The organism is Granulicella sp. L46 (genome assembly GCF_009765785.1).
GTDB lineage: Bacteria > Acidobacteriota > Terriglobia > Terriglobales > Acidobacteriaceae > Granulicella.
The window spans coordinates 194953-219228 of record NZ_LMUT01000007.1 but is presented as its reverse complement, the minus strand read 5'-3'; the positions used below and the strand labels follow the sequence as shown (position 1 = coordinate 219228).

At 57.1% G+C, this 24276-nt stretch carries 19 protein-coding genes; 10 read left to right on the top strand and 9 right to left on the bottom strand.

The annotated features are described in order from the left end of the window. From GSQ80_RS06040 to GSQ80_RS06025, 4 genes are all read right to left on the bottom strand, one after another. Entirely contained in the window at positions 1-477 is a 477-nt protein-coding gene (locus GSQ80_RS06040; RefSeq protein WP_158786745.1) for a chitobiase/beta-hexosaminidase C-terminal domain-containing protein, read from the bottom strand. A gap of 39 nt (positions 478-516) precedes the next feature. Next, on the bottom strand, positions 517-1110 hold the full coding sequence (locus GSQ80_RS06035) for a chitobiase/beta-hexosaminidase C-terminal domain-containing protein (protein ID WP_158786744.1): 594 nt from the start codon (positions 1108-1110) through the stop codon (positions 517-519). Positions 1111-1174: 64 nt separating this feature from the next. Beyond that, the gene (locus tag GSQ80_RS06030) at positions 1175-2716 is read right to left on the bottom strand and encodes a carboxylesterase/lipase family protein (protein ID WP_158786862.1); all 1542 of its coding nucleotides are present in this window, start codon (positions 2714-2716) and stop codon (positions 1175-1177) included. A gap of 37 nt (positions 2717-2753) precedes the next feature. Next, the gene (locus GSQ80_RS06025) at positions 2754-3551 is read right to left on the bottom strand and encodes a phosphatase PAP2 family protein (RefSeq protein ID WP_158786743.1); all 798 of its coding nucleotides are present in this window, start codon (positions 3549-3551) and stop codon (positions 2754-2756) included. A 229-nt stretch (positions 3552-3780) separates the two neighbouring features. Between GSQ80_RS06025 and GSQ80_RS06020 the strand changes: the two genes are divergently transcribed. Beyond that, complete coding sequence (locus tag GSQ80_RS06020; protein ID WP_158786742.1) at positions 3781-4470, top strand: peroxiredoxin-like family protein; 690 nt, start codon at positions 3781-3783, stop codon at positions 4468-4470. 560 nt (positions 4471-5030) lie between these two features. Here the strand turns inward: GSQ80_RS06020 and GSQ80_RS06015 are convergent. From GSQ80_RS06015 to GSQ80_RS06005, 3 genes are all read right to left on the bottom strand, one after another. Further along, on the bottom strand, positions 5031-6500 hold the full coding sequence (locus GSQ80_RS06015) for a nitronate monooxygenase (RefSeq protein WP_158786741.1): 1470 nt from the start codon (positions 6498-6500) through the stop codon (positions 5031-5033). Between the two features lie 82 nt (positions 6501-6582). Continuing rightward, entirely contained in the window at positions 6583-7734 is a 1152-nt protein-coding gene (locus GSQ80_RS06010; protein WP_158786740.1) for a PLP-dependent aspartate aminotransferase family protein, read from the bottom strand. Between the two features lie 76 nt (positions 7735-7810). Next, positions 7811-12358 carry a glutamate synthase-related protein gene (locus tag GSQ80_RS06005; RefSeq protein ID WP_371315683.1) on the bottom strand — a complete coding sequence of 1516 codons (4548 nt, stop codon included), beginning with the start codon at positions 12356-12358 and terminating at the stop codon, positions 7811-7813. Between the two features lie 253 nt (positions 12359-12611). Between GSQ80_RS06005 and GSQ80_RS06000 the strand changes: the two genes are divergently transcribed. The 8 genes from GSQ80_RS06000 to GSQ80_RS05965 all read left to right on the top strand — a co-directional run bounded on the left by GSQ80_RS06000 (position 12612) and on the right by GSQ80_RS05965 (position 20762). Next, positions 12612-13049 (top strand): arginine repressor, encoded by a 438-nt coding sequence (locus GSQ80_RS06000; protein ID WP_158786738.1) that lies wholly within the window; start codon positions 12612-12614, stop codon positions 13047-13049. Further along, entirely contained in the window at positions 13042-14118 is a 1077-nt protein-coding gene (gene argC / locus GSQ80_RS05995; RefSeq protein ID WP_158786737.1) for an N-acetyl-gamma-glutamyl-phosphate reductase, read from the top strand. The genes GSQ80_RS06000 and argC overlap by 8 nt, the downstream gene beginning before the upstream one ends. After that, a complete protein-coding gene (gene argB / locus GSQ80_RS05990; RefSeq protein ID WP_158786736.1) occupies positions 14115-14897 on the top strand; it encodes an acetylglutamate kinase in 783 nt (260 codons plus the stop codon). Before argC ends, argB begins: the two co-directional genes overlap by 4 nt. Then, on the top strand, positions 14894-16171 hold the full coding sequence (locus GSQ80_RS05985) for an aspartate aminotransferase family protein (protein WP_158786735.1): 1278 nt from the start codon (positions 14894-14896) through the stop codon (positions 16169-16171). Before argB ends, GSQ80_RS05985 begins: the two co-directional genes overlap by 4 nt. 4 nt (positions 16172-16175) lie before the next feature. Then, complete coding sequence (argF, locus tag GSQ80_RS05980) at positions 16176-17267, top strand: ornithine carbamoyltransferase (protein ID WP_174241313.1); 1092 nt, start codon at positions 16176-16178, stop codon at positions 17265-17267. Between the two features lie 20 nt (positions 17268-17287). Then, positions 17288-18628 carry an argininosuccinate synthase gene (gene argG, locus GSQ80_RS05975; protein WP_158786733.1) on the top strand — a complete coding sequence of 447 codons (1341 nt, stop codon included), beginning with the start codon at positions 17288-17290 and terminating at the stop codon, positions 18626-18628. Positions 18629-18715: 87 nt separating this feature from the next. Then, the gene (gene argH / locus GSQ80_RS05970; RefSeq protein ID WP_158786732.1) at positions 18716-20218 is read left to right on the top strand and encodes an argininosuccinate lyase; all 1503 of its coding nucleotides are present in this window, start codon (positions 18716-18718) and stop codon (positions 20216-20218) included. Beyond that, on the top strand, positions 20211-20762 hold the full coding sequence (locus GSQ80_RS05965) for an N-acetyltransferase (protein ID WP_158786731.1): 552 nt from the start codon (positions 20211-20213) through the stop codon (positions 20760-20762). Before argH ends, GSQ80_RS05965 begins: the two co-directional genes overlap by 8 nt. A 6-nt stretch (positions 20763-20768) precedes the next feature. On the opposite strand, the gene GSQ80_RS05960 is transcribed toward GSQ80_RS05965, so the two are convergent. Next, the gene (locus GSQ80_RS05960; protein WP_158786730.1) at positions 20769-21569 is read right to left on the bottom strand and encodes an ABC transporter ATP-binding protein; all 801 of its coding nucleotides are present in this window, start codon (positions 21567-21569) and stop codon (positions 20769-20771) included. 56 nt (positions 21570-21625) lie between these two features. Further along, complete coding sequence (locus GSQ80_RS05955; protein ID WP_158786729.1) at positions 21626-22225, bottom strand: histidine phosphatase family protein; 600 nt, start codon at positions 22223-22225, stop codon at positions 21626-21628. 30 nt (positions 22226-22255) lie between these two features. Between GSQ80_RS05955 and uvrB the strand changes: the two genes are divergently transcribed. Continuing rightward, positions 22256-24244 (top strand): excinuclease ABC subunit UvrB, encoded by a 1989-nt coding sequence (gene uvrB, locus GSQ80_RS05950; protein WP_158786728.1) that lies wholly within the window; start codon positions 22256-22258, stop codon positions 24242-24244. Positions 24245-24276 lie beyond the last annotated feature (32 nt).

The window sequence follows — 24276 nt, the reverse complement described above, 5'->3', positions numbered from 1 at the left end:
TCAGGACTTGACTCGAAACGTCTTCGAAACCACCCCACTCGGCATATCCGCCAAGTCAAACGCCATCGCTCGAACCCGCACCTTCGAGCTCACCACGATCGGCCCCGCATACCGCAACGACCGAAGCGTCGGCAACGAACCGTCGGTCGTATAAAACACAATCGCCTCAGGATCAGCATCATACAAAATAACGCTAATCCCACCCTTCAACTTCACAATCACAGGCCGAGGCGTCACCGGCAGCGCTGGCCGCTGCACCGCCATAGACATTCTGCTGTTCACCTGCATAGCATCCTGAGTGGCCTGTTGCGCGGCCTGCATCGCCATCTGATTCGCAGTCTGCGCAGCCTGCATCGCCATGTCGTTCGCCTGTTGCGCCGCCTGTATCCCCATCATCGTCGCGTCCTGCGCCCGCACCAAGCCCCCACCCATCACAACCATCGCCACAACCGTCAGCATCAAGATCATCCTGCGCATACTCAGCGCCTCCCGGGCGCTTCTTCGTTGCAACATTCTCTAAGATGCACCCGCCGGCTGCAAAGACCCCTTCGCCGCCTTAACCTTAAACGTCTTCGAAACCACGCCGCTCGGCTGCATACTCACGTCGAACGCCAGCGCCTGCACCTTGGTCTTCGCGCTTACCGCAATCGGCCCAGCGTATCGCTCGGACGAAGTCGTAGGCTTCTTCCCGTCCGTCGTATAGAACACAGCCGCCGACGCATCGCTGTCCGCAATCGTCACCTGCACACTAGCATTGAACGTCCCGCCCCCAGGCGTAATTACCGGCTCCGGCGTAACCGGCAGCGCTGGAACCACCGGCGCCACCGGCGTATCGTCGCTAGAGTTCATCCCGGCAATCGAAGCCGACGCCGAATCCTGCATCGCCGCCATGTTCTGTTCGGCCGCAGCCTGTGCCTGCGCATTCGCCGACATCATCGCCTCCATCCCGACATTCCCCGGCTGCCCACTCATAATCGCCGAAAAATCCATCGGATCCGTAGCCGCATCCACCGTGAATCCCGTGGAAGGATCCACCACCTGCGCGCCGACCAGGCGCCCTCCCAAGGCCATCGCCATCATCACTACAAGAACACCGATCGTCTTGCGCATACCCTGCGCCTCCCGGGCGCCTACTCCAGCAAACCCAGCCCCGCGCAAATCCACTTGCTCTCGCTCACGAATTATTTACGACGATCACCTCTCCCATAACCCCATCCCATAACCGCAACTCCGCCTCCTGCGGCCTCGCCTCGACACGACTCACTTTGTCGAACACCATGGTCTCGCGCGTCTCACTCGAATACTGCGGCCACAACGGCAACCCCTCGGCGCCCGGAGTTTCCCCCTTGATGAACGCCAGCCAAGCCGCATGCATCTGCTTCGCGAGCGCCCGCTCCGCCGCGACATTCGTAATCTCCTCATTCACCTTGTCCCACACCAGCCCAATATCTTCGGAGTGATACGCCTCGCCCTTCCATCTCCCACTCGCAGGCGCAAAGTCCAACCGATACATCCACGCCGTCCCTCCGCCCTTCAGGTAGGCATCGACCAAGCGCACGCTCGGCACCCAATATTCTTCGGCCGTCACCGCCCGTATCCGCAGTTGCTCCTCGCTCATCCCCGGATACACTGCCCCGTACCGCGCAAACACCTCATCAAACTTCGCCAGCGGAACATTCCCCAAATCCGCCGCAGTGATTTTTTGTGGATGCGGCCCCACGAACAACGCACTCTCATCGCGGTTCGTCCCGATCAGCAACCGTGTCCCACTCAGCGCTCCACCCGCAATCGTCTCCACCGGCAGCCGCGGAATCAGGCTTCCATCCACCTCCATCCGCAGCGGGAAATGCTGCGGCCAGCTCGCCACAAACCGCACCTGCGCATTGATCAACGCATCTGGTGGCGCGACCTTCAACTTCTCCGCATCTCTCCCCCACGCCTCGCCAAATCCCCGCGCCACCGCCTCTGCATTTCCCTTCGGCCACACTCTCTCCGCGCCGCCGCTCTCCGAGATCATCTGCGCAAATAATCCCTGCGCCTTCGGCACCCCCATCAGCACATCCGTCAGCTTCGCCCCCGCCGACTCGCCCCCCACCGTTACGCGTTTCGGATCTCCTCCAAACGCCTCAATATTCTCCCGCACCCACTCCAGCGCACAAATTAAATCCCGCACCGCATTATTTCCCGATCCCGCATACTCCGCCCCCAGCAGCGGCCCCATGTCGAGAAACCCAAACACGCCTAACCGATACGCCACCGTCACCACCACCACACCGGCCTTCGCAAACTCCGTTCCATCAAAGACCGGCGCAAACGAGCTTCCGCCCGTGAACCCGCCCCCATGAATCCACACAAACACCGGCAACGCCTCGGCACCGGGCACTGTCCACACATTCAGATACAAACAGTCTTCGCTCTTCGGAACCTCTCCATCGCCGTCCTGCATCGCCTCTGCCGAAAACTGGCTAGCTTCGCGCTCCTCAACCCAGGGCTTTACTTTCACTGGCGGTTTGAACCGCAACACGCCCACCGGAGGCTCCGCGAACGGCACGCCCCGAAACACCCGCACGCCATCGATAACCTGGCCCCGCAGAGCTCCCAGCGGCGTCTGGATCAACCCCGCGTTCACCGCCGCTGCACTCTGGCCAAATATCCTTCGCCCACGACCCGTCAGCGCTGCCGCCGCGCCCGCCGCCACAAATTGCCGCCTGTTCATCCCGCGTCCGATCATGCGCTCATTCTAGCGCCCTGCCCTATCTCCCCAGCCCATGACGACGATGCGACCGCACCACATAGTGCCCAATCAACCAGCCTACAGAGCTACCCACCAGCACGTCCGTCGGAAAGTGTTCTTGTCCCAACACCCGCGTCAAGCTCACGCTGGTAGCCAGCGTGTACACACTCGCCTGCACCCACGGCGATCGATACTCTCCCGCAATCACAGCAGCCGACGACCACGCCAGCATCGAGTGCGACGACGGAAACGACGAGTCCCATCCCGCGTCCCCCTGAAAGAACCATCCCCGCGCATCATGCAGCGCCGGTCGTTCCCTCCAGAACACCAGCTTCATCCCCTGCTCCACCACCACGCTGTCGAGCAACGCCTCCCCGCCCAGTAGCCCGGTCTCCCGCGCCTTCGCATCATGCTCATACTGCCCCACGCCAAACAGCGCCACCGGCGCCGCAATGAACCCGCCAATCAACACGTTCGACGCATTTACGTTGTCCCCATTGAAACTCGGATTCTGCGACACAACCGAACTCATCGTGTAATGGTCCGTCGCGATCGCCACACCCGTCGCCGCCGCCAACGGAGCCAGCCATACCAAGTCCTTCCTCCGAATCCGTGCCGGACTCGTCCAGATCGACTTCTGGTCCACCCCCACCGCCTTCGGCAACCCCTTCAGCGTCACTTCCGGCGCACTCTCCAGCTGCGGTACCGGCGCATTCGTCAACCCCGCAACTTCGCCGCCCCCCGTCTGCGCAAACATCATCCCGCAGCTCATCAGCCCTACCGCAACCACACCCACCAACTTGCCCAAACCCTTCACAAGCCTCCTCAATGCAACTTCATTTCCCGGCCTCGTCCACGCCAGCTTCTAAGAGTACTTCCCCGACACCTCCGAATAGTCTGAAAAATCAGTCATCTTGACCTCACGACAATTACCTCTTCGCCATGAAGAGAACAGCAATCACCACTACCGCATCCCCGCCCCTCACCGTCCGATGTTCGCTCCCATCAGGCCGCCTTCCCAGCTCCGAGCATCTACACTTAAACCAATGCCGCACACCACCGACCTCCAAACCAGTCTCGACAACATCACCACCCGGACCCGCGCCCTGGTCCAGCCCAGCCGTCTTGCCATCACGGACGAAGCGGTGCAGGCCCTCTTCCTCACCGGCATCGAAGATCGCGTCCTCCCCATCGGCGCCCTCGCCCCCACCTTCGATCTGCCCGACGCCGCGGCCACCTCGCTCACCAACGCAACCGCCGCCAACGCCCGCCTCGTTCACTCAACAGACCTGCTAGGCATCGGCCCGCTCATCGTCGTCTTTTTCCGCGGCCGCTGGTGCCCTTACTGCATGACCCAGCTTGAAGCCTGGCAGGCCGCCTTCCCCGCCGTCCGCGAAAAGGGCGCTCTCCTCGTCGCCATCTCCCCTCAACTCCCCCGCCAGAACGACTTCACGGCCCAGCACCACAACCTCACCTTCCCTCTCCTCACCGACGCCGGTTCCGTTCTCGCCGACGCCTTTCGCGTTGCCTACACCGTCCCCGAGTCCATGCAGCAGCACTACCGCTCCATCATGATCAACATCCCCTTCATCAACGGCGACCAAGGCCCCAACACCTGGCGTCTGCCCATCCCCGCCACCTTTGCCATCGCCCCCTCCGGCAGGATCACCTTCGCCGAAGCCCACGCTGACCACCGCGTCCGTCCCGACCCCAAAGACGTCCTCGCCACCCTCTAGCCGCCAGGGTGTCATCCTTCGCCGCAGGCGGAGGATCCGCTTCTGATGTTGCTCTTGCCTTTCTTTCTGTCATATCCCCTTGGGAATTTGCTTCTGCTCTGTTGTTGCCGCTCTTTCGGATTCGCAGAGGGCTTCAGGCCCCAGAACCCCATCCGCACCGAAAGAGGGCTTTTAGCCCTGGAGCTTCTCCCCTTACGTAACAAAAATCCATCAAGAACAGCCCATAATCCGCGTGTCAACCCCCCAACGACCTCAGGATCTCTCAATGCCCCTATAAACATTGACGATTTCTCTCGCCCACACTTGGCATAGTTACCCCCGCCAAAGGCCTACAATTTAACTAGAGCAACCGCCAAAACAGTCCTCTTCATCCCAGGACAGAAGTAGTCTGTCCAGAAGCGCCGTAAGTCCTGCGGCTGCCCTACTTTACCCGCAAAGTCTCTGGATGGATAACTTTCGGCAGCTACCCTGCCAGACTTTATTCCCTAACCGCCCTGAATGGAATACTTTAGCAACAAAGTATGACTTGCCGGGGGTGGGGGGTAGGCCCACTCCTGTGTTTACACACCAACCGCGATCCGCTCGTCCCGTTCAGCCGATACTGGCCTCAACCCTTTCTCCAACTCCGTGATCACGTCCAGCGCAGAGTAATGCGTCTGCCCCGCAGGCAGAAACTGGGCAACCGTGACGATATCGTCGCCCGCAGTCACAATGCCCTGCTCCACGCGATTCCCATTCAGCACCTGCGGAAATCCAATGTTCGCCAGCAACCCATTGCAAATGCACTTCCGTCCAACCGCATCCTCGGCATGTCCGCCCTTGGACACATACACCGTGACGGGTTCGGAAGCGCAACGGTATCCAATCTCGCCCGAAGGCGTTCGATACGCCTCGCGCAAAAATCCCAGGTTGCAGATCCGGGGACGCTCCTCGTACACCTCGTCCTCCGAAACCGTTCCCTCCAACTGCGCGACCTTGAACGGAAACCCCGTCGGCGACGCCAGCGGATCCGTAAACACGCTCGCGGTCCCTGCAATGACCTTCTCCAACAACTCCCGCTTGTAGTCCGGCCGCAACCCCGACTCATCGGTAAACGCAAAGGCTGTCCCTACTTGGACGCCCGCAGCGCCAAGCGCCAAGGCCTCGCGCAACTTATCCGGATGCCCATATCCGCCAGCTAGCCAGAAAGGAATACCCAACTCGCAGAGCTTCGGAATATCGATCGCGTCGCGCTCCCCATAGATCGGCTCGCCGATCTCGCTGAGCTGCAGCTTCCCACGCGGAGGAGCATTGTGCCCTCCAGCGATCCGCGTCTCGATCACCAATCCATCCACGCGCCCGTTGGCTTTCTTCACCATCGTCAACGCCAGCGTGTTTGAAGAAACAATCGCCAGAAACTTCGGCCGATGCAGCGGAGCCAGCTCACATTCCATGAATTGGGCCGGATCAAACCGCATGGTCGTGTCGTCGCCCTCAACCGAGCCCGTCACATGCATCGGATATTCCGCAGCCTTATGCTCAGCATAGTGATCCAGAACGCCAGGCATCTTGAGCGGGATCCCCGCACCCATGATGACGTATTCCACCCCCGCGAGCATCGCGCCATACATACACGGCAAAATAGCCGCCTGGATCTTTTCCAGGTAGTTGATGCCCACCGGATTCCCATGACCCTCGCGGGCCAGAAACACCTCGACGAAGTTGCTTACGATACACAGTTCAGCCAGTTCGCGAGACATATCCTTCGCCAGCACAGGCACCGCACGATAAGGGGCACTCTCAGCCTTACCACCAGCAAGGAAGTACCGTTCACGAACCCGCTCTGCCATCGCCCGAAACGGGAACGCCTCCAAACCTCGGCGCATCGCTCCATCCGGATCACCATCCTGCAGCCGCCGAGCCAGCACTTGGTCCAGCGCCGTCCCCGACACAACGCCCAGTTGCCCAGCCCTTGATACAGCTTGTGCAAGCTTCCAACCCGATACACCAACACCCATGCCGCCCTGAATGATCGCGCAGTTCTCGCTCATGCTCTGATTGTTTCACTCAAGCGTGCGATGAACGGTATTAGTTGTGTAACGTGCGATATCCGTTCCAAATCGGGAAACGCCGCTATCTGGTCATTGCCTGCTCGAGATCCGCGACAATATCCGCGACATCCTCAATTCCCACCGAGATTCGCATCAATCCGTCGGTAATCCCGAGCTTCGCGCGTCCCTCAGCACCAACCGCAGCATGCGTCATCGTCGCCGGATGACAGATCAACGTCTCAACGCCGCCCAACGACTCAGCCAGGTAACAAAGCTTCAATCCCGTCGCAAACCGGTTCGCCGCCTCCAGCGATCCAAGCTCGAACGAGATCATCGACCCAAATCCGCGCTGCTGCCGCTTCGCCAGTTCGTGCTGCGGATGCGTCTCAAGGCCCGGATAAAACACCTTGCCTGTACCCAACTTCCTCGCCAAATACTCCGCCACAACGCGACCATTCGCATCATGCTGTTCCATCCGCACCGCAAGCGTCTTCACACCGCGCAACAGCAGATAGCTATCGAACGGAGAAAGAATTCCACCAGTACACTTCTGCACAAACCGAAAGGTCTCAGCATGTCCGGGCTTCGTGCCCACCAGAACGCCTCCCAAGCCATCAGAATGCCCATTCAAGAACTTGGTCGTCGAATGCATCACAATGTCCGCGCCCAGCTCAATCGGACGCTGCAAATAAGGAGATAGAAACGTGTTGTCGACGCTAAGTTCCACGCCCTTCGCATGACACACATCGGCCACTGCGCGAATGTCCGTGACTGCCATCATCGGATTCGTAGGAGTCTCGATATGAACCAGCTTGGTTTCCGGTCGAATGGCCGCGGCAACCGCATTGGCATCGGTCGTATCGACATAGGTGAAGCTCAGCCCATAGTGGACAAGCACCTTGTCGAACAGCCGCGATGTTCCGCCATACACATTGTCTGAACATACGACGTGATCGCCTGACTTCATCATGGTGCAAAGCGCCGTGATAGCGGCCATTCCCGACCCAAAGCAGTGCGCGGACGTCCCTCCCTCGAGCGAGCACAAGTTCTCTTCAAGCGCGTCGCGGGTCGGATTGGTCAATCGCGCGTACTCGTGACCCTTGTTCTTCCCAATCGCCTCCTGCTTGTACGTTGAGGTGAGATAGATGGGTACATTGACCGCGCCGGTGAGCGGATCAGCTTCCTGACCATCGTGGATGGCGCGAGTGGCAAAGCCTTGCTTGGTATCAGACATGACTCCATGGTAGCGAAGTGCAGAGAAAAGGTCAGCCGCTCGAGCGCGGCTGACCCTCACGACCTGACGATCGCTTCTATGCTTGCGGTTTTGGCGTAAACAGGATGAAGTTAGCCGAAGCCTTCGGCCAATTGGCCAGCAGTCGTTCGCCCAGCTTACTGTGCGCAACGCTCACATGTTCCTCGACCAGCGCTCGCAGGCCAGCCTGTTGCTCGGCCGTAGTCTCAGCAAACGTCTGGGCTTCGAGGAAGTCATTGTGATACCGGACTTCCGGAATCATCGTCTGCTGCGCGTCGTACACCCAAGCCAATCCGCCGGTCATGCCCGCGCCGAAGTTGATGCCAACAGGCCCGAGAATAGCCACGAGTCCACCAGTCATGTACTCGCAAGCATGATCGCCAACACCTTCAATCACTGCGGTCACTCCGGAGTTACGCACCGCGAATCGCTCGCCGGCGCGACCAGCCGCAAACAAACGTCCTGAGATCGCACCGTAAAGCGCAACGTTCCCCAACAAGACGTGCTCTTCACTATGTTCAGCGGCACTCCCGACGGCGCGCAGAATGAGGTCCGCGCCTGACAATCCCTTACCGACAAAGTCGTTCGCCTGCCCAGTGAGAATCAACTTCATTCCCTTGCCTGCGAACGCCCCAAAGGATTGACCGGCAGTCCCGACCAGGTCGTAGGTCACATCCACTTCGTCCAGTTGCCCCTTGGCGCGCAGCAGTGATAATTCGCCAGAAAGTCTCGCACCTACCGAGCGATGCTCATTGCAGATTTTGCTGTGAACCGAAAAGGCCTCACCCTTGGCAGCCGCAGCCAGCGCGGGCTCAGTCCACGGATCATCCAAAGGATGATCTTCACCGGGCCGCTGATTACGAGATCCCATCCATCGTGTCGGTCCATGGCCTGCGTCTGAAAGAATTGGCGTAAGGTCAAGGTTGCCATCGAAGCGCACTTGCTCCAGCAGGTCGACCCGCCCGATCGCGGCCTCAAGGCTAGGCAGACCGAACTTCGCCAGCAGCCGACGAAGATCTGCGGAAAGCTGGCGGAAGAACATGACGACGTGCTCAGACTTCCCGCGGAATTTGGCACGCAATTCAGGCCGCTGCGTGGCAATGCCTGTCGGACAGGTATTGAGATGACACTGCCTAGCCATATCGCAACCGAGGGCAACCAGAACCGAAGTACCGAATGCATATTCATCCGCACCCAACAAGGCTGCGACAAGCACATCACGCGCCGTCGCAATTCCACCATCCGTTCTCAATCGAACGCGTTCACGCATGCCTGTGCTACGCAACTGCTGTTGCGCTTCTGACAGTCCCAGCTCCCATGGATTGCCGGTGTACTTGATGCTCGAAAGCGCCGCAGCACCCGTTCCGCCCGTGTTCCCTGCGATCACGATGAAGTCCGCATAGGCCTTCGCAACTCCAGCGGCCACCGTTCCAACCCCACAACCTGAGACCAGTTTCACGCCAACCGCTGCGCGAGGGTTCACACGCTTCAGGTCATAAATCAGCTGCGCAAGATCTTCAATGGAGTAAATATCATGGTGCGGAGGCGGCGATATCAGCGACACACCGGGCTGCGCATGACGCAGCTTGGCAATAAGCCCAGAGACTTTATGTCCGGGCAATTGGCCGCCCTCGCCCGGTTTGGCTCCTTGCGCGACCTTGATCTCTATCTCTTCCGCGTGGGCCAGGTACTCCGCGGTCACACCAAAGCGGCCCGAGGCGATCTGCTTGATCTTGTTATTGAATGAGCTATGCACTGCAGGCGCCGAAACCAATTCCGCAACTGCAGCCGCACCTCCTTGACTGCTCGACCGAGCCGCGAACGCCCCTCCATCACCAAGGTCAATAGGCGAAGACACCGGCATAGGACGATAGACATCCGGATCCTCGCCGCCTTCGCCCGTGTTCGAGCGCGCACCCAGCGAGTTCATCGCTTGAGTAATGGTCTGGTGAGCCTCAGGACTGATCGATCCCAGCGACATTGCGCTCGATACAAAACGCTTGCACAGACTGTCTGCAAGTTCGACTTCGTCCAACGCCAGCTCTGGTCCCGCAGGCCTCACCTCCAGCAGGTCACGCAACGTCACGGCTTCGCCCGCATCGATATTGCGACTGAAGATCGCAAATGCGGCCGTGGGGTCCGCACTTGCGGCAACTCCGCGCGCGCTGCCAACTACCGTTTGTAATGCCTTTACCGTTGGCGGTTGCCACATGTGCGGCTCTGCGGTATCTGCCTTGCGAAATCGGACCCACCCAAAGTCGGGAAGGTCAGCATTCTCCGCTACTCCCTCGGCTGCGGGCTGCCAGGTAAGACGCAAGCGACGGTCGAGCTCCGCAAAGCCAATACCTGAAAGCGGAGCTGGGGTATTCGGGAAACATCGGTCAACAACACTCGAGTGGAGACCCAGCAGATCGAAGAGATGTGCGCCACGATAGCTGTCGACTACCGAAATCCCCATCTTCGACATCACCTTCGCCAAGCCACCATCCAGGGCCTTCAGCATCATCTTCTCGCCGTCGATGCCTTCCGGTTGCAATGACCTGGCAGTCTCCAGAGCCAGCCACGGACATACAGCACCCGCACCATAGCCAATCAAAACGGCAGCGTGATGAATGTCCCGGCAATCACCTGCCTCGACCGCGATTCCACACAGCGTCCGCAAACCCGCCGCAACGAGTCCCTGATGCACGGCTCCTGTAGCCATCGCCATTGGAATAGGAATCGCCGTCGCGTTCGCGTCACGGTCAGTCAGCAGTAGAAGCCGAACCCCAGTCCGCACCATCTCCACCGCGCGGCCGCAAAGATCATCGATAGCCTGTTCCAGCGTTCGTTCCGGAGAAAACAAGCACGAAAGCTTCTCGAGTCGGAGTAGCTCACAATGCGGATACAAGCCGGCGCGCAGCGCTGCTACCTGGCCTAAAGAAAGAAACGGGGATCGGAGAGAGATTCCGGGAAGCGGCTCGTTTTTCTCCAGGATGTGTGCCCATGGGCCCAGGCGAGTATCCATGGAAACCACGATTGCCTCGCGGAGTGGATCGATCGCGGGATTGGTGACCTGTGCAAAGCGCTGCCTAAAGAAGGAGTACATCGGCCGCGGACTCCGGGCGAGAAATGCCAGCGGAGTATCATCGCCCATCGACCAAACAGGGTCTTTGCCACCTGCGGCCATCGGCTGCAGAATCATCTTCACATCTTCTTTGGTATACCCGAACCCTCGTTGCTGAGAGGCGAGATCGAAGCTCTTTTCCGGCTCGGCGATTGGCAGGAGCGGCGTCTCCTCGACTAGCGACGCATACGTAGCCTTCGCGTCGAATGCATCCAGCATCTCTTCGTTGTGGTAGATCTTGTGCTCTTCGGTGTCGACGCCGATCATCTGACCGGGGCCCAATCGTCCACTCTCAATCACCGTCGCCGGATCAAGGTCAACCAATCCGGCTTCGCTGCCAGCCACCACCAGGCCATCACTGGTAATCGCATAGCGACAAGGCCTCAGGCCATTTCGATCTAAGGCGGCGCCCACGACAACCCCGTCACTGTAGGCAATGGCAGCCGGACCATCCCAAGGCTCACTACAACCCGCGTGGTATTGCAGAAACGGGCTCGGACGACTAACCATCGCCGGCGGCAAGAGCATTCGAACAGCTTCAGATATGGTGCGGCCATTCTGGCTAATCAACTCGACGGTCTCATCGAGGCTCGTTGAATCCGTGCCATCTTTAGTTAGGACCGGTTTGCACTCAACGGGCAGGGTGGAATCCCTCGCTGCCATGCGCGAACGGTTTCCCCATACGGTATTAATCTCCCCGTTGTGCCCCAGTTTGCGGCCCGGCTGCGCACGATGCCACGCCGGCAGCGTGTTGGTCGCATAACGTTGATGAAAGACAGCAAAGTGCGTCGTATACGAAGGAGACGCCAGATCCGGATAGAACTCGGGAAGCAACCGCCCCAGGCACATGGCCTTATACACCAGAGTGGAATTAGAAAGTGAGCAGATGTATCCCGTGACTTCGCCCAACTCAACGGCGCGCTCGAACTGCTTGCGCGCGAGATAGAGACGGCGTTCCATCGAATCGGGATCCTCGGGAGCATTATCTGCAATCAGAACTTGTCGAATGCTCGGCATCGTACTGAGGGCGATTTCTCCAAGAATCTCAGGCCGCGTCGGGACGTCGCGCCAGACGAGCACTCTCAGTTGTTGCGATAGGAGGCATTGTTCGAGCACACCTTCTGCTCGCGTCTCAGCATGGGGCCAGAAGGCCATGCCGACGCCGAGCTTCTCCTGAGCGCCAAGTTCCACCCCTGTATCGGCCAAGAGAAGCTGGCGCGGGACTGCGGTCATCAGCCCAATACCGTCGCTGCTTGCACCGTCCGCAGCTACAGCGCCGCGATGCTCAAGGCGCGATAGCGCGGTCAGAGCATGTTGAAGAATTTGGTGATCTGATTTCCCTAACGCAGACGCTACAAAACCAACACCGCACGAATCGTGATCAAAACGAGGATCAATCAACGAAGCGGGGGATTCGATCTGCGAGCTCCCAACCCGCGCCGACGCGCCCTGCGGCTCGGGTTTCAGGTCTTCGCACTTCCGACGTTCTACTTCAGACACACCCATAGTTCAATATACTTCCATTTCCGCACGGACATAGCCCACAAACAGGCGAATTGCCACCGGCGACCTGTACACTACTTTTGTGGCTACAAAGTGATTACGCTTCCACCTTGACAGCACATGTGTGTATATTTATACATGATTTATGGATTTTTATGCGAAGGGCGTGACGCTCCGTGCGTCACGTTTTTTCGTGCTTTCAGGACGCGGTATACGAGTGGCGTAGCGGTCTTCAAGTGAATTGGACTGTATGAAAAGTCAGCGGCATAGTGCGATTCGAGAACTCCTGGTGAAGACGACCGTCACCAATCAGGATGAACTACGGCGCAAGCTAGCCGGCCGCGGTATCCACGTCACGCAGGCGACCCTTTCTCGCGACATCCGTGAATTGAAACTAATGAAGGGCCCAACGGGTTATGCTCTGCCCGTTGTTCAGGACGGAGAGGACGATCTTCCGGAGATCGCCAGTGTGCTGCAAGACTTCGGGCTCGAAGTGCGTCAGGCGCAGAACCTGCTCATCGTCCTAACCACGATGGGAGGCGCCCAGCCGGTGGCTGCAAGCATTGATTCCGAGGATTGGGAAGAGGTTGTTGGCACCATTGCCGGCGATAACACGGTATTGATCATCTGTCCGGACAATCGTAGAGCAGAGGTGCTGAGGAGCCGAATCGAGGCCTACATTGCCTAACTCCGTGAACCGTTTACTCCGCACCGCAGTGGTGGGCGTCAGTGGGTACGCTGGCGGCGAGCTCGCACGCTTACTGCTGCGTCATCCACAGCTGATAAGTACTCCACCGGTCTTTCTCGGGCGTATGGGCGAGCCTGATGCGCATCCAGCTGCCTTAACCCAACTTCACCCCGAGCTTTCCGGGCTTCCCTTCGCGGACGAGTTGCGCGTGTCGGCTTTTGATTGGAAACAGTTGGAGAGAGAATCGATCGACATCCTTTTTCTCGCGACACCCCACGAGCAATCTCGCGCCTGGGTACCCGATGCGATTGGTCACGGGATGCGAGTCATCGACCTTAGTGGAGCATGGCGTCTTCACTCGGACACACTCCGTGCCGTCTACAAGCTTGAGGATGCGGATCCGGCCGTGACCGCCGAGTTACAGGCTGAAGCCGTGTACGGATCTCCCGAGCTTCACGGACCCGCTATTAAAGCGGCACGGTTGGTCGCAAACCCAGGTTGTTATTCCACTTCCATCATCCTTGCGCTGGCCCCTCTCGTGCGCGCCAACTTAATCGATCTCGACCATGGGATTATCTGCGATGCAAAGTCTGGGGTCAGTGGCGCCGGTAAAGCATTGGTTCCGACGAACAGTTTCATGCATGCCGCGGACAATCTCTCTGCATATGCTGTGTTCGGCCACCGTCATACCGGCGAACTGCTTGAGCAACTCAACCTCGCGGAAGATCAGATCCAGTTCACTCCGCACCTGCTACCCATTCCCAGGGGGATTCTGTCAACAATCTATGTGCGGCTGAATAAGCATTCTGATCGCGCGGAGGTCCAATCTGTTTTTGACCAGTTTTATTTTGACGCTCCACTCGTCAGGGTCCGGCGTTCACCGCAACTTCCTCAGATTCAGTATGTTGTGCGGACGAATTTCTGTGATGTTGGTTTCCAACTCGCTCCTGACGGCAAAAGGCTGGTCTTGATCTCATGTCTTGACAATCTATTGAAGGGCGCAGCCTCTCAGGCGGTGCAGAATATGAATCTTATGGCTGGATGGCATGAGGCGGAGGGTCTCCTATGAAGTTTGTAGTAAAGCTCGGCGGGGCGGCCCTGGAAAACCCAGAGTTGCTGCACCGTTGTGCTCGGGCCATTGCCGAACTAGCCAAGGACGGCCACAAAGTTGCTCTGGTTCATGGCGGCGGAGTTCAACTCACCCGGGTGCTTGCGCAGATGGGTAAGACGAGCGAGTTCGTTGCAGGGCTCCGCGTTACGGACGCCGAGACGCGTGATGCCGCTCTCATGGTTTTGGGAGGCCGCGTGAACAAGTCTCTCGTGGCAGCACTCGACAAGTGCGGTCAGGCAGCGATGGGACTTACGGGGGGCGATGGCCACGTATTTCGCGCGCGGAAGAAGAAAACGACGCCTGACCTTGGATATGTCGGTGAGATTGCCGCAACGGACACTAAATGGCTGGATGCTATCTGGACGATGGGAGCTATTCCGGTGATTTCTTCCATCGCACTTGGTTTTGACGGCGAATACTACAACATCAACGCGGATGAAATGGCTTCTGCATGCGCAGTGGCGACGAAGGCGGATGCTCTCGTCTTTCTTACGGACGTCCCGGGAGTCAAAGGAGCAGATGGTAACGTGATGCGCTGGCTCTCGCTCAAGCAGATCCCGGAACTCGAAGCGCAAGCTGTCGTCTCGGGTGGGATGCTGCCCAAGCTCAACGCGTGCAAGGAAGCTTTGATCCATGGTGTCAAGCGTGTTCGCATCCTTCCCGCGGAGTCTGCTTCCGTCCTTCCAGATCTGATTAGTTCACGCGTTAATGACGGTACGGAGGTGATGGTCGCATGATATCGAATCTTGAGAGCAGCCTAAAGGATCTTCAAACTGCAGAAGCCAAGCTGCTGGTTCAGACCTACGAACGCAATCCATTGCTTTTTGTTTCAGGCGAAGGCGTGTATCTGCGCGATGAAGACGGCAATGATTATCTTGATCTCCTCAGCGGTATAGGTGTCTGCGCACTCGGTTATAACCATCCGGTCATCACTAATGCCATCGCCGAACAAAGTCAGAAACTTCTACATACTTCCAATCTGTTCTTTCATCAAGGCACCGCTGAACTAGCGATGCGTCTTACGGAAATTACTGGTCTGGATCGGGTTTTTCTATGCAATAGCGGTACGGAAGCGTGGGAAGCTGCGCTCAAGCTCGCGCGCGCACATGCAGGCCTTTTGAGTTCCGAAGGCAAGCCTCTCGGAACGAAATTCCTCGCGCTCGAGCACAGCTTTCATGGCCGCACCATGGGATCCGTGGCGACGACGCACAAGCTGAAATATCGCGAACCGTTTGCTCCGGTCATGCCAGATGTTGAGTTCGTTCCGTTCGATGACGTATCAGCACTGAAAGCTGCGTTTTCGAACGACGTGTGTGCCATTGCGATCGAGACAATCCAAGGCGAAGGGGGTATCAACCCGGTCTCGCAAGAGTTTCTCGCGGCCGCCCGGGCATTGTGCGACTCGACCGGCGCTTTGCTGCTACTGGACGAAATACAGAGCGGCATGGGAAGGACGGGTAAGTGGTGCGCCTACCAGCACTATGGGATTCAACCGGATGTAACCACCCTCGCCAAACCGCTGGCTGGAGGCATTCCCATTGGAGCGATGCTCTGCACCGAAGAGGCCGCACGCGCATTCACTCCAGGTATGCATGGCACGACCTTTGGCGGCAATCCTTTGGCCTGCGCCGTGGCGATTGCCGTAATTGACGAAATCAAACACTCGATGTTGCTTGATCGGAATGCATCCACCGGGGAATACTTCGTCAGCCGTCTCCGCGATTTGCAAGCAAGGCATTCCTTGATCGTCGACGTGCGCGGCTTCGGCTTGATGATCGGAGTCGAACTGGATTCAGACATCCTTGCGAAAGCAATCCTGGCAGGCATGATGAATCAAGGCATTTTACTGAACAGAACGCATGAGACTGTGCTGCGTTTTTTACCACCATTCCTAATCACACGTGATCATGTTGATCAGGCGATAGGTGCCCTGGACGAATTGCTTGCGATCCACACCCCTGCAAAACCATCCGATGGCAGGGTACTAGCAGGAGAACCTATCAATGGATAACCGCATGAACGACATAAGAGAGAGTAAAACTATCGTGATGAATCCGCCCAAGGGCGCCCGTCCCGCTTCCACTCTCGGCATTCAATCCGATACTGCGTTCAATGAAACTGCGAAGAGCCTGGTTGGCCGTGATCTCTGCTCTATCGCTGACCTCTCCGTCTCGGAGATGGCCGCAATCATGGAGTTGTCACACGCGGTCAAGGCGCAACCCGAGGACTTCCGTCATGCCCTCGACGCGAGGCAGATGGTTTTGATTTTCGAGAAGGACTCGTTGCGCACACGTCTCACGTTCGAGACGGCAATGAACACTTCCGGCGGGAATGCGCTATTTGTGGATCAGACGAAGTCTCCACTGGGCGAGCGCGAATCGATTCCGGACGTGGCGCGTAATCTGGAACGGTGGATGCAAGTGATTGTTTTACGCACCTATGCGCATGACACGATCACGGAGATGGCGGCAAACGCGAAGGTTCCTGTGATCAACGCGCTTTCCGATCTCGAACATCCATGCCAGGCCATCGCTGACTTCATGACTCTCGAAGAACGATTTGGCTCACTCGAAGGCCTGAAGTTCACCTACGTTGGAGACGGCAATAACGTCTGCCACTCGCTGATGCTCACGGCTGCTCTACTTGGCGTGCACTGTACGGTCGCAACGCCCAAGGGGTTCGAACCTAAGCTCGAAATTGTTCATAAGGCGATCGAGATTGCCGAGAACACCGGCGGCTCTCTAACACTCACTCACGATCCGTTGAAGGCGGCCATCGAGGCAGACGCTATCTATACCGACGTCTGCACAAGTATGGGCCAGGAACATGAAGCAGCGCGGCGGGCGCCGATCTTCAAGCCCTTCCAAGTGAACGACGAGATGATGTCACGCGCACAAGAGTCGGCGGTCTTCATGCATTGCCTTCCGGCTCACCGCGGTGCAGAAGTCACCGACGCTGTGCTCGATGGACCTCAGTCCGTCGTCTTCGACCAGGCGGAGAACCGCATGCATGCACAAAAGGCGATCACTCTTATGTTGCTTGGTGGGGCTAAGCGAATCCCCAGCAACCGAAACCGCGCCGGCCTACAGGCTCGCACCAAGCGATAACGCTTCAGGAAAATATCTTTATGTCCGTAATCTTAGAAAAACTACCGATCGGCCAAAAGGTTGGCATTGCTTTCTCTGGCGGCCTGGATACCAGCGCCGCACTTCACTGGATGAAGCAGAAAGGAGCTGTGCCTTTCGCATATACAGCCAACCTCGGCCAGCCGGATGAAACCGACTACGACGAGATTCCCCGCAAGGCCCTCGAGTATGGTGCCGAAAAGGCGCGGCTCATCGACTGCCGGCAGCAGTTGGTTCGCGAAGGAATAGCCGCTCTCCAGTCCGGTGCATTTCACATCACCACTGCCGGAGTTACGTACTTTAATACCACTCCCATAGGCCGCGCAGTCACCGGCACCATGCTCGTTACCGCCATGAAGGAAGATGACGTCAACATCTGGGGCGACGGATCCACCTTCAAGGGGAATGATATAGAGCGCTTCTACCGTTACGGCCTGCTCGTGAATCCGAATCTCAAAGTTTATAAGCCGTGGCTGGATGCTGCTTTCATCGAAGAGCTAGGCGGCCGCGCCGAGATGTCGGACTTCATGCAGAAGTCTGGATTCTCCTACAAGATGTCCTCCGAGAAGGCATACTCAACTGACTCAAACATTCTCGGCGCAACCCACGAAGCCAAAGACCTCGAACACCTCACGACCAGCATGAAGATCATCGAACCCATCATGGGTTCGGCTTTCTGGCGAGACGACGTTGAGATCAAACGCGAACAGGTCACCGTCCGATTTGAGGAGGGCTTCCCTGTCTCACTCAACGAGACCGATTATGCAGACCCTGTTGCACTGCTGCTCGAAGCCAATGCCATCGGTGGTCGCCACGGGCTTGGCATGAGTGATCAAATTGAAAACCGCATCATTGAAGCCAAGAGCCGCGGGATTTATGAGTCCCCGGGGCTCGCGCTTCTTTTCATCGCTTACGAACGCCTCATCACCGGTATCCACAATGAGGACACCATCGAGCAATACCGCGAGAGCGGTCGCAAACTCGGCCGACTCCTCTATCAGGGCCGATGGTTTGACCCTCAGGCCATCATGCTCCGCGAAGCCGCCCAGCGTTGGGTCGCCAAGCCCGTCACCGGCTCGGTCACTTTGGAACTGCGGCGCGGCAACGACTATTCCATTCTCAACACCGAGTCGCCAAATCTCACTTTCTCGCCGGAGCGCCTTAGCATGGAGAAGACAGATTCCGCGTTCAGCCCTCGCGACCGCATCGGCCAACTCACCATGCGCAACCTTGATATCACCGACACCCGCGCGAAGTTGATGACTTATGCCAAAAGTGGGCTACTCACACTGAACAATGTTTCTGAAATGCCACAACTCAGCAGCGGAAGAAATAAGGAGTAACTGCGATGCATAGTGGGCTTGGTAAATTCGATACCCGGGCAATCCGCCGCAAACGTTTCGTGACTACAACGAGGTACGCTTCAGACAATGTCCAATGATCCCATCAAGATGTGGTCAGGGCGTTTTCGCGAGCCACTCGACCGCACCTTTGAACAATGGCAGCGCAGCTTTCCTTTTGACTGGCGGCTTCTGCCGCAGGAAGTTGCTGCGAGCAAAGCGCACGCGCAGACGATTGCAGCAGCTGGCATCCTTACGCCGGACGAATTAGACAGAACACTCGCGGGCCTGACCCGTGTCGGCGAGCGGGCAATCAACTGGTCTAACAGAATCTCTGCCACCAGTGGCCAGATCGATTACGAAACCTCCGACGAGCAGATTGGTGCGGCCATCGTCGCGTCCGCCCCGCAAGCGGAGGACATTCACCATTTTGTTGAGCTCGAGCTAACCAAAGAGCTTGGAACGTTGGCTCTCAAGCTACACACTGGCCGCAGCCGGAACGAACAGATCGCAACGGACATGCGGCTGTTCGTACGCGAAAGTATCGATTCAACGCTTCGAGGTCTGGAGCGTTGGATCGACGCACTGATTTCCCTCGCCGAATCGGCAGGAACTGCTGTAATGCCCAGCTATACGCACCTTCAACGCGCAGAGCCGGTACTGATTGCCCACTGGCTGCTTGCGTATGTCAGCATGGCGGAACGAGACCACTCCCGCCTGTTGGATGCCCGCGCACGCATGAACTTCTGCCCCCTCGGCTCGGGAGCGGTAGCTGGCGCTACGCTCACTCTCGACCGCAATATCGCGGCCGCAGCGCTAAAGTTCGAAGCGCCCACTCCCAATAGTATGGATGCGACGAGCGACCGCGACTTTGCAATCGAGTTCACTCAGTGTCTATGCATTTTGGGTTTGCACATTTCGCGTTTTGCCGAGGAACTCACGCTCTATTCCACCGCTGAATTTGGCTTTATTGATCTACCGGAGCGGTTCTCTACCGGTTCAAGCGCCATGCCGCAGAAGAAGAATCCTGACTTGACCGAGCTTCTTCGCGGCAAATGTGGACGCCTGGCCGGTGCAGCGACTACGCTCACCATAATTGTTAAAGGCTTGCCCCTGGCTTATAACAAGGACCTTCAAGAAGGCCAGGAGCCGGTCTTCGACGCAGCAGATACGATCGCCGGAATACTCAGTGTGTTGCCATCCTTCACAAAAGCATTGAGGTTCCGCCTTGACACGATGAAACTTGCGGCAACGTCTGGCTATCTAAACGCAATGGCCGCTGCAACTTATCTCACGCACAAAGGTGTTCCATTCCGAAAGGCACACGAGATCGTCGGAAACGCAGTTCGCTTTGCCCTTGAAAAGGGCGTCGAGCTCGATGAGCTTTCGCAGGACGATCTTGAATCATTCAGCCCAGAGTTCGGACCGGACTTCCGCCATGCAATTGCATTGCAGGCTACGATCGATTGCCACAATGTCATCGGAGGAACGGCAACCGCTCAGGTCCAGCAAGCTCTCCTACGTGCAGGCGAACGCGCGAAGAAGCGCACTCATCCTGGCAGAACATCCGTTGCGGAGGCCCCTCATGCCTGAAATCCGCATACATAAGGCTCGCCTTCAGGATGCTCGTAACATCTTTGATCTCGTGAATTCGCTATCCGGAGATGGCACGCTTTTGCAACGCAGCTATGCTGAAATTTGCGAGAATATTCGCGACTTCACTGTCGCTGAAACCAGCGAAGGCGAGTTCCTGGGGTGCGGTGCGCTTCACCTGTACGGTCCCCATCTAGCTGAAGTCCGATCCATTGTCATGAAGCCCGAAGCAAAGGGACAGGGTGCCGGAGGATTGCTCCTCAAAGCCCTCGTCGAAGAAGCCGAACAGCACGCGGTCCTCTCTGTATGTTTGTTTACAAGAATCCCCGACTTCTTTGAGCACTTCGGTTTTCGCGTCGCTGAACGCGATGCAATGCCAGATAAAATCTATAAAGATTGCCAGACCTGTCCGAGACTTTATGCCTGTGATGAAGTTGCAATGGTCCGCGGACCTCTTCCCAAGGTTGCGGTGCTTGGTCCTAGCAAGATTCAACGACCTGAGTTGGTCACGCTGCAGCTGAGTTCTACAGGCACGGGAAGATAAATCCTTTCACCAAGCATTCCAGTACCCATCACGTTCGGTGAGTGCGATCTCGCGCCCAAATAGAGTCCCCAAATGTTGGGCTGTGAGGAGGTCCTCTTTGCTCCCGTCCGCAACGATGTGGCCAGCATTCATCATCACGATACGACCGATCTCGGGCAAGATATCGGCAATGTGATGTGTGATCAGAAGAATGGCTGTACCTCGCTGGGCCAGTGTGCGCAACATCTCCCGCAGATCCTGTTGAGCAGTTAGGTCCAGGGCGTTCGAGGGCTCATCCAGCAACAGCATCTGCACGCTACCATCCAAGTCATTTGAGGAAGTTCCAGCCATGGCGCGCCCAATCATGATGCGTCGCTGCTGGCCTGCGGACATCTCTCCTACCGGGGTGCCTCTGAGGCTTTCAGCATTTATCTGGATCAGAATGTCTTCCGCGCGCTCGCGCATACGATCAGTGACGGCTAAATTTGGCCATAAGGTTGAACTAGAAAAGAACCCCGTGAGGACCGCATCTAACCCCGTGATCGATAGCGTTTGTCTACCTGGCAACTCTGCCGCAACAACGCCCATACGTCGCTTGAGCTCGGTGAGATCCCACCGTTCTCGTCCCATGATCCGAACTCTTGTCTCCGGTCTCACTACCGGATAAAGTTCGCAAGTGATTGTTTTCAGGAGCGTGGATTTTCCGCAACCGTTGGGTCCAAGGATTGCCAAATGCTCGCCACGGTCGATACGAAGACTGAGATCGTGCAGAACTACATTATTTCCTCTAGCCACGTGCACATGCTCCAGTTCAACGATCGAATCCATCCCCTCACACTCCGTCCCCGCATGGGATTCCCAGATTTGGTCCTGGAGATATACGTCTACTTGGTTTCCTCGACATAGTTCCATTGCGAGATAACACGTGTCTCGCGCTCAAACCCCACCACACTAATGCTCCCGGTACCGAGCCCGAAGTACTGGCCACCCACTGCAGGTAATCCGATCCAGCGGGCCGCGAGAATCCTCAAGATGTGAGCATGCGCGAAAAGCGCAACCGCTCCGCCGGATGGCACAGCAGCCAAAGCCGTACGGATCATTTCATCCGCGCGCTCTCCCACATGTTCTACCGTTTCACCGTCGAGAATCGGACTGGTCCAAACACTCCATTGCGGCCCGTGCAACTCCCGCATCTGCTGGGTGGTCTTCCCCTCACTCTCGCCATAATTCCACTCCTGAAGGTTGTCATCGATCACGGCTACATCTCCGAAACCCGCTATCTCACAAGTCTCACGAGCTCTTTGCCGAGGGCTGACAAACACCGCGGCAAACTTCTTGTTCGACATGACCGTGCGCAGCCACTTGGCCCGTTCACGGCCGCGGTTGGTCAGCGGGATGTCGGTCCAGCTCGTATGTCGACCGTCGAGGCTCCATTCAGTCTCCCCATGTCGGACCAGCCAAAGCTCTGTGTTCGTTTCAGACATCTCCACCCTCCCTTGCCCTATCCTACAAGGATGGACTTCCATCTCGTCTCTGAATACAAACCCCAGGGTGACCAGCCACGTGCGATCGCGGAACTCGTCTCCGGACTCCATGCCGGCGAGAAGGACCAGGTGCTGCTGGGCGTCACCGGCTCAGGTAAAACCTTTACAATGGCGAAGATTATCGCAGAGCTCAATCGCCCGGCACTTATTCTGGCACACAATAAGACGCTTGCAGCGCAGCTCTATCATGAGTTCAAGCAATTCTTTCCCAACAACGCGGTAGAGTACTTCGTCTCCTACTACGATTACTATCAGCCGGAAGCGTACATTCCTTCCGGCGATCTTTACATCGAGAAGGAATCCACCATAAACGACGAGCTCGACAAGCTTCGTCTCTCGGCTACTCGCAGTCTGTTTGAACGCCGTGACTCCATCATCGTTAGCTCCGTCTCTTGCATCTATGGGCTGGGTTCACCAGAAGCGTATTACGGCATGCTGCTCTTGCTGGAAAAAGGGCAAAAGATCAAACGAGAAGACATCACCCGCCGTCTGGTAGAAATCCTCTATGAACGCAATGACATCGACTTCCGTCGCGGAACCTTCCGTGTGCGTGGCGATGTGATCGAGGTTTATCCCACCTATGACGAAAACGCTTTTCGCATTGAACTATTCGGCGATGAGATTGACTCGCTCTCACAAATCGATCCGCTGTTCGGTACCGTCAAACAGAAGTATTCTCGCCTTCCCATTTATCCGAAGAGTCATTATGTTGTTCTTCCGGAACGCAAGAGCGCCGCGATCAATGGCATCCTGGCCGAACTGACTGACTGGGAAGCTCAACTCGAAAAAGAAGGACGGCTCGTCGAATCCCAACGTATTCATCAGCGCACCCGCTTTGATTTGGAAATGATCAAGTCGGTCGGATTTTGTCACGGGATTGAGAATTACTCTCGCCACTTCTCCGGTCGCCTCCCCGGTGAGCCTCCTCCGACATTGCTCGATTACTTCCCGCGTGATTTTCTCGTTTTCATCGACGAGTCGCATGTCACCGTGCCACAACTACATGGCATGTGGCACGGCGACCGATCGCGCAAGCAAAATCTCGTGGATTACGGGTTCCGTCTTCCCTCAGCGATGGACAATCGGCCGCTGCGATTTGAAGAATTCGAAACTCGCGTTGGGCAAACTATCTATGTATCGGCGACGCCCGGCCCGTTTGAACTCACGAAGTCGTCAGGGGTTGTTGTTGAACAGATCATCCGCCCTACAGGTCTAGTCGATCCTAAAGTGGAAATTCGTCCAATCAAAGGTCAGATCGACAACCTATTGGCAGAGATTCGTGAGCGTGCCCAGAAAAACCAGCGTGTGCTCGTCACAACTCTGACGAAACGTATGGCGGAGGACCTCGCGAACTATTACACCGAAGTCGGTGTCCGTTGCCGTTATATGCATTCTGAGATCGAGACGCTGGAGCGGATTCGGCTCCTGCGCGACCTGAGAAAGGGAGAATATGACGTTCTAATCGGTATCAATCTTTTGCGCGAGGGCCTTGACCTTCCGGAAGTATCCCTGGTTGCAATCCTCGATGCCGACAAGGAAGGATTCTTGCGTTCCCAAGGCTCCCTAATCCAAACAATTGGGCGCGCCGCACGCCACATCGAAGGCCGCGCGATCCTGTACGCAGACAAGATGACAGATTCTATGCGCCGTGCCATCGACGAGACTGACCGGCGTCGGGAAAAGCAAGTTGCGTATAACGAGGAGCATGGCATCACGCCGCAAAGCGTCATTCGTGGCCTTGATGACTCGCTTGCGACCGTTCTCAAGGCGGACTATGCAGATCTGACAGAGCAGGATGCTACGCTTCCCGAGTTTAGCTCTCAATCAGAATTGGATAGTTATATCGCTAATCTAGAAAGCGACATGAGGGAAGCCGCCAAGAAATTTGAATTCGAGAAAGCCGCGAACCTTCGCGATATCGTCAGAGAACTCCGCACGAAAGAGTTTCTTTTTAGTTAGCAAGACCGATGGCAATGTCGTCAATCTGTTCT

Excerpts from the sequence above, each read along its gene's own strand:
- GSQ80_RS06040 (WP_158786745.1), bottom strand. The coding sequence starts at position 477 with ATGCGCAGGATGATCTTGATGCTGACGGTTGTGGCGATGGTTGTGATG.
- GSQ80_RS06035 (WP_158786744.1), bottom strand. The coding sequence starts at position 1,110 with ATGCGCAAGACGATCGGTGTTCTTGTAGTGATGATGGCGATGGCCTTG.
- GSQ80_RS06030 (WP_158786862.1), bottom strand. The coding sequence starts at position 2,716 with ATGAACAGGCGGCAATTTGTGGCGGCGGGCGCGGCGGCAGCGCTGACG.
- GSQ80_RS06020 (WP_158786742.1), top strand. The coding sequence starts at position 3,781 with ATGCCGCACACCACCGACCTCCAAACCAGTCTCGACAACATCACCACC.
- GSQ80_RS06015 (WP_158786741.1), bottom strand. The coding sequence starts at position 6,500 with ATGAGCGAGAACTGCGCGATCATTCAGGGCGGCATGGGTGTTGGTGTA.
- GSQ80_RS06010 (WP_158786740.1), bottom strand. The coding sequence starts at position 7,734 with ATGTCTGATACCAAGCAAGGCTTTGCCACTCGCGCCATCCACGATGGT.
- GSQ80_RS06000 (WP_158786738.1), top strand. The coding sequence starts at position 12,612 with ATGAAAAGTCAGCGGCATAGTGCGATTCGAGAACTCCTGGTGAAGACG.
- argB (WP_158786736.1), top strand. The coding sequence starts at position 14,115 with ATGAAGTTTGTAGTAAAGCTCGGCGGGGCGGCCCTGGAAAACCCAGAG.
- GSQ80_RS05985 (WP_158786735.1), top strand. The coding sequence starts at position 14,894 with ATGATATCGAATCTTGAGAGCAGCCTAAAGGATCTTCAAACTGCAGAA.
- argF (WP_174241313.1), top strand. The coding sequence starts at position 16,176 with ATGAACGACATAAGAGAGAGTAAAACTATCGTGATGAATCCGCCCAAG.
- argG (WP_158786733.1), top strand. The coding sequence starts at position 17,288 with ATGTCCGTAATCTTAGAAAAACTACCGATCGGCCAAAAGGTTGGCATT.
- argH (WP_158786732.1), top strand. The coding sequence starts at position 18,716 with ATGTCCAATGATCCCATCAAGATGTGGTCAGGGCGTTTTCGCGAGCCA.
- GSQ80_RS05965 (WP_158786731.1), top strand. The coding sequence starts at position 20,211 with ATGCCTGAAATCCGCATACATAAGGCTCGCCTTCAGGATGCTCGTAAC.
- GSQ80_RS05960 (WP_158786730.1), bottom strand. The coding sequence starts at position 21,569 with ATGGATTCGATCGTTGAACTGGAGCATGTGCACGTGGCTAGAGGAAAT.
- GSQ80_RS05955 (WP_158786729.1), bottom strand. The coding sequence starts at position 22,225 with ATGTCTGAAACGAACACAGAGCTTTGGCTGGTCCGACATGGGGAGACT.
- uvrB (WP_158786728.1), top strand. The coding sequence starts at position 22,256 with ATGGACTTCCATCTCGTCTCTGAATACAAACCCCAGGGTGACCAGCCA.